The organism is Lentibacillus daqui, assembly GCF_027186265.1.
In the GTDB taxonomy this organism is placed as follows: domain Bacteria; phylum Bacillota; class Bacilli; order Bacillales; family Amphibacillaceae; genus Lentibacillus_C; species Lentibacillus_C daqui.
This window is the reverse complement of sequence record NZ_CP114176.1, coordinates 1,669,189-1,685,592: the sequence shown is the minus strand read 5'-3', so window position 1 is coordinate 1,685,592 and position 16,404 is coordinate 1,669,189. Positions and strand designations below refer to the sequence as shown.

Sequence of the window (16,404 nt, the reverse complement as noted above, 5' to 3'; positions counted from 1 at the left end):
TGACTCGTTTAAAGAGCAAACAAAAACAGGAGCAGTCTAAAAGCGACTGCTCCTGTTGATACAATAAAATGCTATTTATTTATTAGCCCGGGATACATATTTTCCATCGGATGTATTGATTACCAATACGTCCCCCTTATTGACGAAAAACGGCACTTGAACAATTAAACCGGTCTCCAGTGTTGCCGGTTTGGATCCACCACTGGCGGTATCTCCTTTGATCCCCGGCTCTGTTTCCGTCACCTCAAGTTCCACATTATTTGGTAATTGCACCCCAAGGACTTCCCCTTCGTAGGTTATAACCGAGACCTCCATGTTTTCTTTCATGAATTGCAATTCGTATTCAATTTGGCTGGTCTGCAGTTCAATTTGTTCATAGGTGTTCGTATCCATAAATGCATGGGTATCACCTGATGCATATAAGTATTGCATTTTTTTCGTCTCAACATGGGCAGTGTTTACCTTTTCACCACCACGGAACGTCTTTTCCTGGATATTCCCATTCCGGAGATTCCGGAGTTTGGAACGGACGAATGCTGCCCCTTTCCCTGGTTTGACATGTTGGAACTCCATAACTTGCCAAATATCATTATCTACTTCAATAGTTAGTCCTGTTTTAAAATCGTTAACTGAAATCAATCGAGAATTCCCTCCTTGGAAAATTTATTTGAAGCTCAAAAAGTCCGGTAAAAATGACGTGCCCCTGCAAAAGGGGTATGCCGACGCCTGAGCGCAAGCCCGTTCTTAGTCGGCCTTCCTTTGAAGAAGTTCGTTGGCTTACTTTTCCGCTCCTCATGTACTGGGAAAAGGACCTTCTGCTAAAACCGCCCACGTCCTGTGGGCAACGCAGAAGTCAGTACTTCCTGTACAAGCCCGGTGCTCAAAGCTACGCCGTTTAGAACTTCTCGGTCCTTTTTATCCTCCTTTTGAACACGCATTTACAATTGAATTAATCCTTTATCAGCAAATGTCAGCCGTTCATTACCTGTTTCGGTTACTACCAGATCATCTTCAATCCGGCAACCGCCGACATTTGGCACATAAATACCTGGTTCAACAGTAACAACCATCCCAGGCTCCAATATTGTTTCTGACCGATGTGAGAGTGTCGGCTGTTCATGTACTTCCATTCCCAAACCATGCCCAGTGGAATGACCGAATTTGTCTCCATAACCTTGTTCTGTTATATAATCCCGGACAATCGCATCTCCCTCTTTGCCAGTGATTCCCGGTTTGACACCTTCCACACCTTTGAGTTGCGCCGTTAATACCGTATTATAAATGTTCCGCAACTCATCACTTATTTCTCCAACAGCGACTGTTCTTGTCGTATCGGAGCAGTAGCCTTGAAACAAAGCACCATAATCCATTGTGACAAGCTCTCCATTTTGAATCTCTTTTTCTGAGGCTACCCCGTGTGGCAGCGCTCCACGATAGCCGGAAGCAACAATTGTATCAAAACTGGATGATGTAGCACCTTGTCTGCGCATAAAAAATTCCAGTTCATTGGCAATCTCAATTTCCTTGACGCCCGGTTTGATATAGTCTTGAATATGAATAAAGGCATCATCAACAATTTTGGCAGCCTGTTTCATGATTTTGAGTTCGCTTTCCGATTTGATTAGCCGTAAATCTTCAATCAATCCACTGACTGGAACAGGTTCTGCTGAAAACAGTTCCTGATACTGTTCATATTCGGAAAAAGTCACATGATCCTTTTCAAAACCGACACGTTTTATATTCCGTTTTTGCAATTGCTCATGAAGCTCCTGAATCATGGATTCTTTATGCTGGATAATTTCAAATTCGCGGGCTTGCTCAGTAGCTTGGTCTATGTAACGAAAATCCGTAACAAATAGCGCCTCTTTTCCTGTAATAATCGCTGCGCCAGCTGTACCTGTAAATCCTGTAATATACCTCCGATTAACTGGACTTGTAATAATAATTGCGTCCAACGCATGGGATTCAAGCTTTTCACGTAGCTTTGTTAATTTCTCCATATTCCCATTCCCCTTTCTGTTTTGAGCTGATCAAAGTGTTCTCGAGTCGACTGTAGTTTTCTCATTTCTCTGTTCCTGCCATGGAAAGACTAATAATTTTTATCTGCACCTGATCTGTTCTGAATGTTCTATGTGTGAAACTTACTGCAAAACGATTTTTTACTTTTATAGTTTATCATAAACCCACTTGTTTGGATAATTATTTATTTCCTGTCTTTCCATACCTTTACAACCGTATCATAATAATCATATGAGATGGAATACCCAATAAAAGTACCATAAAGTATGAATAAACAGACCGTTGACACAATCGTATGCATGTTCATTTCGGCTAAAGATGGCACATCACCAAAAATCGGGTGTAAAACATAAAAAATAATCACCCAGAGGATAATCCCGTAAACTGCTCCAAACCACCACGGCCGGATTCGCTTGAACAATCCATAGTAGATAAACGCTGCCAATATGGAGAGTATCCCTGCGCCAAGTATGGAAATAACATCGCCAAGCCAGCTGTCTGTCCATTCTGTTTTTAACCAGGACCGTAACTCAAAAGTTTTGGGGGAAACCTCTGCAAAATTAAAATAATATAGGAGTACACCGCATATACTCCAGATCAGTCCGCCGATAAAACCGGTGAATAAGGATCTGGGCAATATGGACACTGGTTTCACTTGTTGCGAAGACGCTTGGTTTGGTTTTTTTTCCGCCACAATACCACCTCCACCCCTATTATCACCAATTGTCGAAAATTAAGTCTCGAAGTTTATAATCCGGGCTAGTGAAACCCCATGTTTTTTAGTAAAATGAAATTAGGAAGTGAGCCAATAGGAAGGTGAAGGAAGCACACTAGCCGCTGGGCGCTGGAGCCGGACATGGCCTTTCCAGTTATAAGCTTCATATATCCATAAATTTTATACTTTCTTTACTTTGAACAAAAAACCAAACTAAATTTGAATATTTTCATGTAAAAAGGAAAGAATTTAAGATAACCAGTAAAAAAGACGATATAAACCCCCTCTTTGGTGGTATACAGAAAATAAGGGAGTTTTGTATCTACGTACCTTGAAAGGAGGTCTGAATGTTTATGATTCGCAATAAGTTTTCCGTGTTCGTTTATGTGATCATCGGTCTTGCTGTTATCGGCTTGTTTTCTCAACTATTTAATAATACAGCACACTTTTTCGGCCGTATTTTTACCATGCTCGGTGTCAGTATAGCGATTTTCGCGGTAATCTATTTCGTGTTTCTTAAGAAAAGGGCCCCTTCCAGCGACATGAAAAAATACAAGCAAGCAGTGAAACAATCAAAAGCAAAATATAAAACAAATAATAAGAAATCAGTTCGCCAAAAATCACCGCAACCATTAAACATGAAAAAAAAGGCCACCAAACGTGCAACCCATTTGCGGGTGATTGATGGAAACGGCAATAAACAAAAAAGAAAAAACCGGGCATCCTTTTAAATGACAGCTCGGTTTTTTCATTGATATTCTTTCAACGTACATTCATTGGGAAGCAGAACGACCGACAGAATTGACGCTCACTTTATTTAGGCCAATTGCACAAAAACTGATCCGCGCTCATTCTTCCTGTGTTAATCAAATTGGTTTTCACTGTCTCCGGAATCGAAAGGTTAACTGTCTCCACATCTTCAACCGGTATAAAGATGATGTTATTTTTTTGCGATTTCGAGATATAACGTGCATCATGTGCCTGTTTCATGGTAGAAAAGAGGGCATGGAACATATCAAATGCATTTTTAATTTTCCGTGGATGGGGTTCTGACATATCTGCGCTTAATTTTATCCCTAAAACTGGCCGCTTTTTCGTAGTATCACCGTTTTCAAAGATCCAAAGCGGAAAATTGCTTAGTAAACCGCCATCAACCATAATACTTTTTTGTCTTGTTTTACCTGGTAATTTTTTGGGCATAAAAAAATACGGAAACCCTGCGCTCATGCGTACTGCTTTAGCAATGGGGAAATAATTTGGGTTTATACCATAGAGACGTTCCAAATCGTCTGGAATGACAACCATCTTCCCAAGTGATAAGTCACTGGCAACTACCTTCAATTGACCTTGCTTGACATCACTAAACGTATAGATCTTCTTCGCGGCTAAACGTTCATATAACCAATTTTCCAGTTTATCACCCTTATAAATCCCCATTTGAAAATAAAAAAACAACCACTTGCTAAATGGAATATAATTACTTATGGCGGGCGGATCGCGGAAATTCCTCAAGTCAAGTTCTTCCAGTACTTTTTTCAGTTCCTGCAGCCGATAATCCGCCGCCACAAATGCAGCAACAATGGCTCCAGCAGAAGTGCCTGCCACGCGAACAAATTCATGCCCATGCTCTTCTACGCTTTGTAACGCACCCACAAACGCATAAGCCTTTACACCACCGCCAGAGAACACGCCATCAATTTTCATCGATTTCGCTCCTTATTCGGGCTTTATACATCTTTAAGCAAAATGTTTAAAAATTAGAACATGAAATTAAAAGAAAATAAAAGAACCCACCTGGTTAGATGGATTCCGATCGTCCTATTCAGCTTCAATATGGTTTTCACGTAATTTGGCAATCCGTTCCTTATCCGCCTTAAAATACTGCACAACATCACCGATTCGGTCAATGGAATTCCAGCTTAGGTGGTGCTCAATTCCTTCCACATCCTGATAAATATTTTCTTTTTCCACGCCGATAATTTCCAAAAACTGCTCAAGTAATTCATGACGAAATACCAATCGTTCACCAATTTTTTTGCCTTTGGCAGTTAAAATAAATCCCCGGTATTTTTCATAATTCAAGTATTCATCTTTATCTAATTTTTGTACCATTTTTGTAACAGAAGATGGATGCACCTCTAATGCTTCGGCTATATCGGATACACGTGCATACCCTTTCGATTCAATTAATTTATATATCAGTTCTATATAATCCTCCATACTTGGAGTTGGCATAAAATCTCCTCACTTCGAAAATAATTTTTAGGGAAGGCAACAATGTTTCTAGTTTAAGGATACATGATAACTATCCGATAGACAAGCCATATCCGCAAAAATTAGGGGCTAATCAATAAATGATTAGCCCCTCTTGACAAACATCATCCTATAACCCGCATTTCAATTGGGCACCACAGCTTGTGCATGTATTACAACCACCAATGTCTTCTACACTGCCTTCACGGCACACCGGACAAGTATCTCCAACTTCTGAACCGATGGTAACGTTTGTTTTATCCAGCTCTTGGATGGTATCCATCAGCACAACACGCGGCTGTTCTTGTGTCTGTTCTGTTTCATCTGTTTCATCAAATGAATTTTCCTCCGCCTTTAAGGTTAGCACTTGGGTATCACGGCTGCCGTCTACATAAACCGTGCCACCTTTGGCTCCCCCCCGGTATAGACGTTGATAGACGCTCTCTACTTGCTCGACGTTATATCCTTTTGGTGCATTAACCGTTTTGGAAATGGAACTATCTACCCAGCGCTGGATGACACATTGGGTATCAGCATGTGCTTCCGGTGGTAATTCCATTGCTGAAACGAACCAGTCAGGTAATTGATTTGGATCCTGATCCGGATGTTGATCTAAATATTCTTGAACAATATCTGCCTTAACCTCAATAAATTTTCCAAGTCGTCCACTTCTAAAGTACGAAAAGGAAAAATATGGTTCTAATCCGGTACTTACGCCAACCATTGTACCAGTGGATCCGGTTGGCGCAACAGTTAATAAATGGGAGTTCCGAATGCCATATTTTAATATGTTCTGTCTAATATCATCTGGCATTTGTTTCATGTAACCAGTATCGATAAATGCTTGACGAAGTTCGTTTGTTTCTTCGTCCGTCTTACCAATCAGGAATGGGAAACTTCCTTTTTCCTTGGCCAATTCAATCGATGCACGATATGCGGTTGTAGCTATCGTTTCGAATATTTGATCGACCAATTTGTTTCCTTCTACTGAACCATATTCGGTTTCACAGTAAATCAAGAGATCATGAAGTCCCATGACGCCGAGACCAACACGACGTTCACCTAACGCTTGTTTTCTGTTTTCCTCTAAAAAGTATGGTGTGGCATCAATCACATTATCCTGCATTCGCACACCAGTTTGTACTGTTTGCTTTAGTTTCTCGAAATTTACTGTTTTGGTGTCTTTATTTGCAAATTCAGCAAGGTTCACTGCTGCTAAATTACAGACTGAGTATGGTGCAAGTGGTTGTTCTCCACACGGATTTGTTGCGACAACCTGATCGCCATAAGCTTTGGCATTCGTCATATCGTTCGCATTGTCAATAAAGAAAATTCCCGGTTCCGCTGAATACGTTGCACAAATATTAATTAAGTTCCATAATTCCTTGGCTTTGATCCGGCGATAAACCCGAATACCATAACCCATTTCTTCCCACTTGCGAACGTCGCCCACTTCATGCCATTGGCTGTTATAGTCTTCCATTTCCTGTTTTGTGTAATTTTCTACATCCGGAAAACGCAGTTCATACCAGCTGTCATTTTCCACGGCAGTCATGAAATCTTTCGTTAAGCAAACGGAGATATTCGCACCAGTTAAAAACTCTGGTTGATGAACAGAATATGTTCCGCCGTCTCTTAATTTGGTTTCGGCCTCTTTAATCGCTGCTTCGGAAAAACCGCCCAATCCTGGCATCGTTTTATAATTAACAATCCCTTGATACAGTGCAACCTCTGTTTCTGTCAATGGCGTAAACTTCAATTTTTCTTGTGCTAGCTGTTTGATTTGTTCGTCTCCAGTGTTTTCAATTAAGTATCGTAAAATTCTCGGGTTCTGCATCTTGGAAATAATAAATTCAATGATATCCGGGTGAGAATCTACAAGCATTATCATTTGCGCTCCACGTCTTGAGCCGCCTTGCTCAACTAAGTGAGTTAATTTGGCAATATCATCCAACCATGATACGGAACCAGATGATTTCCCGTTGACCCCTTTTGCCAATGTATTACGAGGTCTAAGTGTTGATCCATTGGTACCAACACCACCACCTCTGCTCATGATTTCCATAACCTGTTTGCGATGATCGGAAATCCCTTCACGCGAATCCTGGATGTATGGCATCACGTAACAGTTAAAGAACGTGACATCTGTTTTTGAACCAGCGCCATAAAGAACCCGGCCGGCCGGAATAAAGTTTAGATTTGATAATTCTTTGTTAAACTTGATGAATGATTCACGCCGTTTCTCTTCTGTTGGTTCAACTTGAGAAAGCCCCGTTGCATTTCGTTTGGCAATCTGTTCGTAATAAACCTCCAATGGCTTATCAATCACATCGAGCGAACGCTTGACTACTCCGGTTTCACGTTCTTCTTCAAGATCGAGGACATGGACAAATTCTGGATTAACCTGTATATCAGCTTGCTTATGAACCCAGTCAATATCTTTTACAAAACCGAGACCACGTGCTGGAAATTTCGGATCTGCTTTCACCGTCAATACAACAAAGTCCCCCGCCTTCAAGGTTTTCTTTTCTGTATCTTTAAATGCGTAACGGTCCAGCATCACAAGTCTTGATACCCCTTTATGTGTTAACTTCATATCTGTCGTGATCGGGTGAACTTGCGGGAACAATGCAATGTCCTGGTTTAAATTTTTTATGTTTATTTGATTTCGCTCTTCGACAGCCGTCGACATTTCCTCACTCCTTTTCCTATTTAACTTCTAGAATCACTTTACCATAAATAAACTAAAAAGAACAATATATTGTGCTTGCCTTTTTAAAAATACACTATATATTGTACTATGAAGCAAAAAAGCATGTTTTTGTCAAACATGAAAAAATGTAATTTCGTGTGTAATTTTGCGATAAAACAAGTAAATAACCAATACAATTGTTTAAATCATTTTTTTCACCATTTGCATTTACCATGAGGATGTTTTAGCAAATATATCAACCGCAAAATATCACAAATTACATGATACATCTTATCAAGAAAATAAACATAGGTATATAGACCTACTTTTCATAGATATTAACATTAAACTCTTTGAAAAAATTGATCATGAACCATATAATAGAAATTAGAAGCATTAAAAAACGGGGGAAAAAACATGACAATTCTCATTATTGCACTTGTGCTTATCATTGCATTTATGCTGTTTCGCTATTTCCGACAGCGAGCTTATTTAAAAACGCTAACCGAGGACCAGTTTAAGGAAGGGTATCGCAAAGCCCAATTAATCGATGTACGTGAGCCCCAGGAATTTAAAAAAGGGCATATACTTGGCGCAAGAAATATACCTTTAACGCAAATGAAACAACGTCTCGTTGAATTACGGAAGGATAAACCTGTCTACCTTTATTGCCAAAATGGAACACGATCCGTCCGGGCAGCAGAACTGCTTCATAAAAAAGGCTATCAAGACGTAAATCAACTCAAAGGCGGCTTTAAAAAATGGACAGGAAAGATTAAATAAAGAAGCTGCACGCATTGATACTAGTCTGGTTTAACTTGTACTCAAAAACATCATTCCATTAAAAAAGCCAAAGCCGTTATGTTTTTAACACACCGACTTTGGCTTTTTCTATTTATTCTTTTTGATACCGTAATACCGGCTTTCGTGCGGCGGTTGTTTCATCCATCCGCTTAACAACAGTTGTATGTGGTGCCTCTTGGACGGTCTCTGGATCATCTCTTGCTTCCTTGGCAATGGCAAGCATTGCATCAATGAACCCATCCAATGTTTCCTTCGACTCTGTTTCTGTTGGTTCAACCATCATTCCTTCCTCCACATTCAACGGGAAATAAATGGTTGGCGGATGATACCCATAATCCAGCAGACGTTTAGCGATATCAAGGGTTCTGACTCCCAATTTCTTTTGATCTTTACCGGAAAGCACGAATTCATGCTTACAGTGCTGTAGGTAAGGCAATTTATATTCATCTGCCAAACGTCGCATCAGGTAATTAGCATTTAATACCGCAAATTCGCTAACCTTTTTAAGCCCTTCACCACCCATAGTCCGAATATAGGTATATGCACGTAAATTAATCCCAAAATTACCATAGTACGGCTTCACCCGACCAATTGATTGTGGCCGATCGTGGTCAAACATATACTTGTCGTTTTGTTTGACAAGCAGCGGTTTTGGCAGGAATGCGGCCAATTCATCTGAAACTCCAACCGGACCCGAACCTGGACCTCCACCGCCATGTGGCCCGGTAAAGGTTTTATGCAAATTCAAATGAACAACATCAAATCCCATATCACCTGGTCTGGTGTAGCCCATAATGGCATTTAAATTGGCACCATCGTAGTACAGTTTCCCACCGGCATCATGTACAATTTTCGCCATTTCCAGAATCTCTACTTCGAATAACCCCAATGTATTCGGGTTTGTCAGCATTAATGCTGCTGTATCCTCACCAACCACGCGTTTTAAGTCATCAAGATCTACCAAACCTTTTTCATTCGATTTTACTGTTACCGCTTCAAAACCTGCAACAGATGCGGATGCAGGGTTAGTGCCATGTGCGGAGTCAGGGACAATGACCTTGGTTCGTTTCCTATCCCCATTTGCTTCATGAAAAGCACGAATCATCATTAACCCGGTCCATTCCCCTTGTGCACCTGCAGCAGGCTGTAATGAAACCTGATGCATCCCGGTGATTTCCGCTAATGCTGTTTGTAAATCATACATCATGGCCAATGCACCTTGAACACTTTCCGGATCTTGATATGGATGAATTTGGCTAAAGCCTGGCAGCCGGGCTACATCTTCATTTATTTTCGGATTATATTTCATCGTACACGAACCGAGTGGATAAAATCCTGAGTCTACACCATAGTTGCGATTGGACAATCCGGTATAATGCCGGATGATATCCAATTCGCTTACTTCCGGCAATTCCGGCGGTGTCTGACGGATGAATTGCTCATCGAATTCCGATTGTAAATCATATTCCGGTACATCTAATGCTGGCAGACTATAACTCGTTCTTCCTGCCTTACTGCGTTCAAAAATTAATGGAAAATCTTTAGCAACCATGAATATCCCCCAATTCTTTTACAAAAGTATCGATCTCCGCTTTTGTACGAATCTCTGTAGCGGCAAGCAACATCTGTCCTGTTAATTCAGGATAAGACCGTTCCAGATTATAGCCGCCGATGAACCCTTTTTTCAATAATTGTTTATTATATGTTGACACATTACCAGGCAATTGGATAACAAACTCATTGAAAAAAGGACCAGTCGTGACAATCTCAATGTTTTTCTTTTCCAGCTGTTCCTTCATGTACCGTGCTTTATGCATATTCAACATGGCCATTTGTTTGATTCCGTGTTTGCCGATCGAACTCATGGCTACTGAACTTGCCAGTGCATTCAATGCCTGATTGGAACAAATATTTGAGGTTGCTTTGTCACGGCGGATGTGCTGTTCTCTTGCTTGTAATGTTAAGACAAAACCACGTTGGCCGTTTTCATCTATCGTTTGACCAACTAATCTGCCCGGAACCTTGCGCATTAATTTGTTTGTTGTTGCAAAATAGCCGCAATGCGGGCCGCCAAACTGGGCAGGTATGCCGAAAACTTGCGTATCCCCAACGACAATATCAGCACCAAATTCTCCAGGCGGGGTTAGATATCCCAATGCCAAAGGGTTGCTGGACACAATGAACATCGTTTTCTTTTGCTGACGAATCAACGTTTCCACTTCATCCAATGGTTCAATTTGACCGAAAAAGTTTGGATATTGCATCACCACACTCGCTGTATTTTCATCGAGTTCATTCGCCAATTGTTTTAAATCTGTTCGGCCGTTATATTGATCAATTTCGATGATCTCAAGATTTTGCCCTTTGGCATAGGTAGTAATTACTTCCCGGGATTCGGGGTGCACTGCTTTGGATACAAGAATTTTTTGCTTTTTGGTTGAACCCGCGCTCAATGTTACTGCTTCAGCCAACGCTGTTCCTCCATCATACATGGATGAATTAGCAATCGGCATACCGGTTAACTCAGAAATCATCGTCTGAAATTCAAAGATTGCCTGCAATTCCCCCTGAGAGATCTCCGGCTGGTAAGGTGTATATGCTGTATAAAATTCAGAACGGGAAATGACATGGTCGACAACAGACGGGATAAAATGATCATAGACACCTGCCCCAAGAAACGAACAATGATCCTGTAAATTCGCATTTTGTTTTGCCAGACCAGCCAATTCCTTTTTCAATTCCGACTCATTTGCAGGTTGCTTCAGCTGCAGTTCCCTTTTAAATCGAACGTGTTCCGGAATATCGGAAAATAATGCATCAGTATTTTCTACACCAATTTTCTCAAGCATTGCCTGTTTATCTTCTTCTGTCATTGGTAAATATCGAAATTCCACTGGTATTCCCTCCCCCTATTTTGCACGTTTATAAAATGGTGTTGCGACAATAACCGCTTGTAGTGCTCTTTTCCTGACCTGAATTTGAACCTTTGTACCTACAGTTGCATATTCAGCCTGTAATAATGCTAAACCCACATTTTTTTGCAATGTTGGAGATTGTGTGCCCGATGTCACAAATCCAATTTCCTTGTCATCAGCAAAAACCTGATAACCATGCCTTGGTATCCCTTTATCGATCATCTCAATCCCAACCAATTTTCTGGCAGGACCTTCCTCTTTTTGTTTTTGTAATACAGATTTCCCAATAAAATCAGCTTCTTTGTTCGGTTTAACGGCAAATCCCAGGCCTGCCTCTATTGGTGTAATGGTTTCAGATAATTCTTGACCATATAAAGCCAAATTCGCCTCAAATCTTAATGTATCTCTGGCACCAAGACCAATTGGTTCCAACCCCTTGTCGCTACCGGCGTTCATGATCAGCTGCCATAATGCACGACCTTCTTTGGCAGCAATGTAAATTTCAAATCCGTCCTCGCCGGTATAGCCGGTTCTGGAAACAATCGCACCTGATTTGATCCCGGAAAAATAAACTGGATTGGCAAATCGGAAAGGTTTAATCCCGCTTAAATCTGTACCTGTTAACGGTTGAAGAATTTCCTGCGCTAATGGCCCTTGCAATGCCAATTGAACATACGCTGCTGATTCGTTGGTAACCGTTACATCTTCCGCATTGTTTTTTACAAGCCACTGGTAATCCTTATCTGTATTAGCTGCGTTCACAACAAGCAAATAATGATTGACGTCAATCATATAAACGATTAGGTCATCAACTGTTCCGCCATTTTCATAACACATAATCGTATACTGTGCACGTCCGGGCACAAGTTTGGCAATATCGTTTGTCATCACCTTTTGCAAGAAAGCCAGACTCTGTTCCCCTTTAACAACTATCTCACCCATATGGGATACATCAAATAAACCTGCCTTTGTTCTTGTTGTCTGATGCTCATGCTTAATACTGGAAAATTGCACCGGTAAATCCCAGCCTCCAAAATCGACTGTCTTCGCCCCGTATTTTTCATACTCCGGAAACAACGGGGTCTTCTTTAATTCACTCACACCTGTCCACTCCCTTTCGAACATGGGCAATTCCCAAATTTCAGCGGTATTGACCATTTTTCATTTTTTGTTCTTTGTTTTTACACAAAAAAATAGAGATCTCCTTCTATAAAGGAAATCTCTGTCAGTCAACCTGAAAGTTGCGCACCCTTTTTAAAACAGTGAGAACACTGCCGGCGGATGCTTGCTTCGTTGGTGGTTTACAAATGCTGTAAACGCTCTCCAGAGGTGCGTCCTGTAAGAGTCTTTTTGCCTGAGAGATTCACATGAGTTTGCTCCTTCGGCGTTGCGTAATATAAATTTACGCAATCTCTCCCCTTACAGTCATTCGCTTTTATGAAAATAGATGTAATTGGGTATACTACTAATACAAAATGTTAAGCGATGCCAAATTAATGAATCAAACACATCACATTCGTAATATAGCGGGATGTGTATTAAACATCTATGAAAGTTCATTTTCCTCTAATCGGAAATCTCTATCTTGATTTGGCTTTAGTATATCATAAATACCCTTGCAAAAGTAGTGGAATTTATAAAACATTTATATTTTTAAATAAGTGTTCCTTTTAGAGGATGTTCAAAAAGTCCGGTAAAAATGACATGCCCCTGCAAAAGAGGTATGTCGACGCCTGAGCGCAAGCCCGTTTTTAGTCGGCCTTCCTTTGAAGAAGTTCGTTGGCTTGCTTTTCCGCTCCTCATGTACCTTCTATGTACACTCCGGTGCTCAAAGCTATGCCGACTAGAACTTCTCGGTCCTTTTTTTAGAAGATTGTTACTGGACTTTCAATATATAACAATTGTTTTTTTAACGTATTAACGGGCGTAATATCCCATCTCTTTTATACAGGAGGAAGTCGTAATTTATGCAGGAGATACAACTGGAAAGAGACACTACATTTATCGATAACCTACAAACATGCCTTGATAAGGAAACTGGTCTTTCTCATTGGGAATTATTTCAAATGGCGTATGAGGCAGAGACAACAACAATGACGCCAACATTCAATGGTTTACGGGCGCTGACATATCTTCCACATGTAAACTTTTTGCAACATCAGATTTCCTGCGCAGAACAAGTAGTTGAAGAAATGAACGGAAGGGCGATCCTTGCCGATGAAGTGGGGCTGGGAAAAACGATTGAGGCAGGGCTTATTTTGAAAGAATATATGATTCGCGGTTTAGTAAAGAAGGCGTTAATTCTTGTACCCGCTTCCCTTGTCAATCAATGGGAGAAGGAATTGAATAGCAAGTTTTATATCCCTGCGATTGGGCATCGAAAAAACTATTCCTGGAAACAATGTGATATTCTTATCTCTTCTATTGATACGGCAAAACGTTCCCCACATCGGGAAGAGATCCTGGACATTGATTATGATTTTATTCTCATTGACGAGGCCCATAAATTAAAAAATCATAAGACAAAAAACTACGCATTTGTTCGTTCCTTAAAAAAGAAATATTGTTTACTACTAACCGCAACACCGGTACAAAACCAACTTGTCGAGATTTTCAATTTGGTATCCATTCTCAAACCCGGTCATTTAGGAAATTATGAATCTTTCCTTGAACAATATGGAAAGGATCGGAAGCAAATTAATCAGGATACCTATCTGAAACAATTGATTCAAAAAGTTATGATTCGTAATACAAGAAATGAAACAGACCTGAACAATACAAAACGGCATATTGAGACGATCTGGGTTGATTTTTCCAAAGAGGAATACGATTTTTATCAGGAATTGGATCAAGTTCAATTCACCGCCTCATTTGCGAAAATTACTTTATTACGGGAAATCTGTTCGTCAAGAGAAGCCTGTTATTTATCTTTGCAAAAAATGGCAATGAATGAACACGCTGACGAACTCTTTCACCATCTCGCAGGGAAAATCGAACAGCTTCCCCATCACGCCAAGGCGGAAAAGGTGGTTGAGTTAATTCAACAACATCCAGATGAAAAAGTGATAATTTTTACAGAATACCGGGCAACACAACTCTATTTACAATGGTATCTAAAACAAAGTAACATCACTTCCGTCCCTTTTCGTGGCGGGTTTAAGCGTAGTAAAAAGGATTGGATGCGGCAGTTATTTCAAAATCATGCCCAGGTACTAATTGCCACGGAGGCAGGTGGTGAAGGGATTAACCTGCAGTTTTGCAACTATATGATTAATTATGATTTGCCGTGGAACCCAATGCGGCTGGAACAACGTATTGGCCGGATTCATCGATATGGTCAGGAAAAAGATGTCCACATTTACAATTTTGCAATTCGTAATACGGTGGAAGAACATATTATGACCTTATTATATGAGAAGATTAATCTATTTGAATCAGTCATCGGTAATTTGGATGCCATCCTTTCCGAATTAAGCATTAGCGATTTGGAGACAGAGATCCAGTCCATTTTTTCCGAATCCACTTCGACTGGGGAGGCAAAAATTAAATTGGATAATCTTTCTTCAGTTATTCAGTATAAACATGAAAATCCGATTAGCGAGGAACAGCAATATGGCAATTGAAAACCTCAATGAATTTTTAGTCCGCTATTTTACAGCAAACGACTGCCGTATGTTACAAAATAAAGATGGTGTCTTAACCGTACAATTAACGGAAGAAATGGACAAAGCGTTAATGAACCGGCCGTTTTACTGGCACTATATCAAGAAGATGGGAAATCAAGGTGCCCCTATGCAACTGACACTCATTACCAATCCGGAAAAACAGGATGAAAAAGGGGAATGGATCCATTATGGCAGCCCAAGACTTCAACAAATTTTCAAGCATCTGAAAACAAATGAAAAATATACCAAACTATTTCAACAGCTTGATACAACAACTAAAACAGCACTTTATCCATGGCTTGTTTTAAATACGAAGATCAGTTACATTGGAAAACAAAAAAAGGATGAGTTGCTGTCAATTGGGCTTCACCTGGTCAACGGCATGATGAAGTTTTCTATGATGGATCATTTGCAACAATTGCCACTACAATTAACAATTTCTGATTACTGTTTTACCATTTCTCCGTTAATCAGGTTGAAAAGTGGTTTTTCACGGATTGAATCAGTTATTGATGATCACATCAAACGGCAGAACAATGATTGGGCTGAAGAATCAATAAAAACCTTGAAGGAAGAAAGTGCCATGTTGAAACATTTTTATCAGAATGTTACCGATGACGAACAAACAATTCAAATGGAAAAAGAATTACAAGAAATAAAAGAACGATACCAGCCAAAAGTATCCTATGAGATAATTAATGGAGGAATTTTTTATTTGGCAGAAGGGACCATTAAATGAAAAGCAGGTTGCATAAGGGTGGCCACTGAAAAAGTCTAAAAGATATGATTTCCAATTTATGATGGGAATCATATCTTTTTTAGTTACAATAGAGTTATCAATTAAAGGTGGGTGGTACTGTCAATAAGTTTGTGTAAATTAATAGAGTATCCTCGGAATTACATCAATTATTATCTGGTTTCCCGTATCGTTTTTCAAACATGTCCTGTAGCTGCTGGTAAGCGCTTGCGAATCCCCTTAATTTTCGTTCCCCCATCTTTGGTTAGAGTCGGTTACTTGAAAGTACACTACTTTTTCTGTCGCCCTTTCACTTGGTAAACTGTTCATGGTTTTTGTGCGTTTCTTGATTTCCTTCATCGTCCGCTCGATGATGTTCGACGTGTATATCACGCGCTGGATAGACGATGGGTAACGGATGTGCTTCGTTGTTTATGGCACAGCTTGCACTCAATGTTTTCTTGTGTTTTCAACAAAAATATAATTGCAAAACATATATTCAGATCATCGGAAAATTTCCTTCTGTCGCCACTCCCCTTGTTCTATATTCTAGCGTGTTTTATATACTTATATCTAATATGTCAACAGATTTTTGAAAAAAAGTA

At 40.1% G+C, this 16,404-nt stretch carries 13 protein-coding genes, 1 pseudogene and 1 riboswitch; of the genes and pseudogenes, 4 read left to right on the top strand and 10 right to left on the bottom strand.

Translation table 11 applies throughout. The features are described 5' to 3' along the window. Positions 1-75: 75 nt before the first annotated feature. The 3 genes from efp to O2S85_RS08495 form a co-directional block, all read right to left on the bottom strand. Positions 76-639, bottom strand: coding sequence for an elongation factor P (gene efp / locus O2S85_RS08505; protein WP_269412223.1), 564 nt, complete (start codon positions 637-639; stop codon positions 76-78). Between the two features lie 299 nt (positions 640-938). Beyond that, positions 939-2,000 (bottom strand): M24 family metallopeptidase, encoded by a 1,062-nt coding sequence (locus O2S85_RS08500; RefSeq protein ID WP_269412222.1) that lies wholly within the window; start codon positions 1,998-2,000, stop codon positions 939-941. Positions 2,001-2,203: 203 nt separating this feature from the next. After that, positions 2,204-2,713, bottom strand: a complete 510-nt coding sequence (locus tag O2S85_RS08495; RefSeq protein ID WP_269412221.1) for a YqhR family membrane protein — start codon at positions 2,711-2,713, stop codon at positions 2,204-2,206. Between the two features lie 374 nt (positions 2,714-3,087). On the opposite strand from O2S85_RS08495, the gene O2S85_RS08490 reads away from it, so the two are divergent. Then, positions 3,088-3,465: an SA1362 family protein gene (locus tag O2S85_RS08490; RefSeq protein WP_269412220.1), complete on the top strand. Its 378-nt coding sequence runs from the start codon at positions 3,088-3,090 to the stop codon at positions 3,463-3,465. An 82-nt stretch (positions 3,466-3,547) separates the two neighbouring features. Here the strand turns inward: O2S85_RS08490 and O2S85_RS08485 are convergent, their stop codons facing one another. The 3 genes from O2S85_RS08485 to O2S85_RS08475 form a co-directional block, all read right to left on the bottom strand. Continuing rightward, positions 3,548-4,438 carry a patatin-like phospholipase family protein gene (locus O2S85_RS08485; RefSeq protein ID WP_269412219.1) on the bottom strand — a complete coding sequence of 297 codons (891 nt, stop codon included), beginning with the start codon at positions 4,436-4,438 and terminating at the stop codon, positions 3,548-3,550. 114 nt (positions 4,439-4,552) lie between these two features. Beyond that, positions 4,553-4,969 (bottom strand): transcriptional regulator MntR, encoded by a 417-nt coding sequence (gene mntR / locus O2S85_RS08480; protein WP_269412218.1) that lies wholly within the window; start codon positions 4,967-4,969, stop codon positions 4,553-4,555. Between the two features lie 148 nt (positions 4,970-5,117). Further along, positions 5,118-7,679, bottom strand: a complete 2,562-nt coding sequence (locus tag O2S85_RS08475; RefSeq protein WP_269412217.1) for a vitamin B12-dependent ribonucleotide reductase — start codon at positions 7,677-7,679, stop codon at positions 5,118-5,120. 417 nt (positions 7,680-8,096) lie between these two features. Between O2S85_RS08475 and O2S85_RS08470 the strand changes: the two genes are divergently transcribed. Then, positions 8,097-8,462, top strand: coding sequence for a rhodanese-like domain-containing protein (locus O2S85_RS08470; RefSeq protein WP_269412216.1), 366 nt, complete (start codon positions 8,097-8,099; stop codon positions 8,460-8,462). Positions 8,463-8,574: 112 nt separating this feature from the next. On the opposite strand, the gene gcvPB is transcribed toward O2S85_RS08470, so the two are convergent. From gcvPB to gcvT, 3 genes are read right to left on the bottom strand one after another with little or no spacing between them, the layout of a single operon-like run. Continuing rightward, on the bottom strand, positions 8,575-10,035 hold the full coding sequence (gene gcvPB / locus O2S85_RS08465; RefSeq protein ID WP_269412215.1) for an aminomethyl-transferring glycine dehydrogenase subunit GcvPB: 1,461 nt from the start codon (positions 10,033-10,035) through the stop codon (positions 8,575-8,577). Next, positions 10,025-11,377 carry an aminomethyl-transferring glycine dehydrogenase subunit GcvPA gene (gcvPA, locus tag O2S85_RS08460; protein WP_269412214.1) on the bottom strand — a complete coding sequence of 451 codons (1,353 nt, stop codon included), beginning with the start codon at positions 11,375-11,377 and terminating at the stop codon, positions 10,025-10,027. The genes gcvPB and gcvPA overlap by 11 nt, the downstream gene beginning before the upstream one ends. Positions 11,378-11,392: 15 nt before the next feature. Then, entirely contained in the window at positions 11,393-12,499 is a 1,107-nt protein-coding gene (gcvT, locus tag O2S85_RS08455) for a glycine cleavage system aminomethyltransferase GcvT (protein ID WP_269412213.1), read from the bottom strand. A gap of 231 nt (positions 12,500-12,730) precedes the next feature. Then, a riboswitch (glycine riboswitch) is annotated at positions 12,731-12,827 on the bottom strand. A 538-nt stretch (positions 12,828-13,365) separates the two neighbouring features. Here gcvT and O2S85_RS08450 point away from each other — a divergent pair. Together O2S85_RS08450 and O2S85_RS08445 are read left to right on the top strand one after the other, a co-directional pair. Further along, positions 13,366-15,021 carry a DEAD/DEAH box helicase gene (locus O2S85_RS08450; RefSeq protein ID WP_269412212.1) on the top strand — a complete coding sequence of 552 codons (1,656 nt, stop codon included), beginning with the start codon at positions 13,366-13,368 and terminating at the stop codon, positions 15,019-15,021. After that, positions 15,011-15,802 carry a YqhG family protein gene (locus tag O2S85_RS08445; RefSeq protein ID WP_269412211.1) on the top strand — a complete coding sequence of 264 codons (792 nt, stop codon included), beginning with the start codon at positions 15,011-15,013 and terminating at the stop codon, positions 15,800-15,802. The genes O2S85_RS08450 and O2S85_RS08445 overlap by 11 nt, the downstream gene beginning before the upstream one ends. A gap of 163 nt (positions 15,803-15,965) precedes the next feature. Here the strand turns inward: O2S85_RS08445 and O2S85_RS08440 are convergent. Then, a pseudogene (locus tag O2S85_RS08440) lies at positions 15,966-16,219 on the bottom strand (transposase); the annotation flags it as partial. Positions 16,220-16,404 lie beyond the last annotated feature (185 nt).

What these genes read in the sequence shown, in the direction of transcription:
- O2S85_RS08500 (WP_269412222.1), bottom strand. Translation starts at nt 2,000, where the DNA reads ATGGAGAAATTAACAAAGCTACGTGAAAAGCTTGAATCCCATGCGTTG.
- O2S85_RS08490 (WP_269412220.1), top strand. Translation starts at nt 3,088, where the DNA reads ATGATTCGCAATAAGTTTTCCGTGTTCGTTTATGTGATCATCGGTCTT.
- O2S85_RS08485 (WP_269412219.1), bottom strand. Translation starts at nt 4,438, where the DNA reads ATGAAAATTGATGGCGTGTTCTCTGGCGGTGGTGTAAAGGCTTATGCG.
- mntR (WP_269412218.1), bottom strand. Translation starts at nt 4,969, where the DNA reads ATGCCAACTCCAAGTATGGAGGATTATATAGAACTGATATATAAATTA.
- O2S85_RS08475 (WP_269412217.1), bottom strand. Translation starts at nt 7,679, where the DNA reads ATGTCGACGGCTGTCGAAGAGCGAAATCAAATAAACATAAAAAATTTA.
- O2S85_RS08470 (WP_269412216.1), top strand. Translation starts at nt 8,097, where the DNA reads ATGACAATTCTCATTATTGCACTTGTGCTTATCATTGCATTTATGCTG.
- gcvPB (WP_269412215.1), bottom strand. Translation starts at nt 10,035, where the DNA reads ATGGTTGCTAAAGATTTTCCATTAATTTTTGAACGCAGTAAGGCAGGA.
- O2S85_RS08450 (WP_269412212.1), top strand. Translation starts at nt 13,366, where the DNA reads ATGCAGGAGATACAACTGGAAAGAGACACTACATTTATCGATAACCTA.
- O2S85_RS08445 (WP_269412211.1), top strand. Translation starts at nt 15,011, where the DNA reads ATGGCAATTGAAAACCTCAATGAATTTTTAGTCCGCTATTTTACAGCA.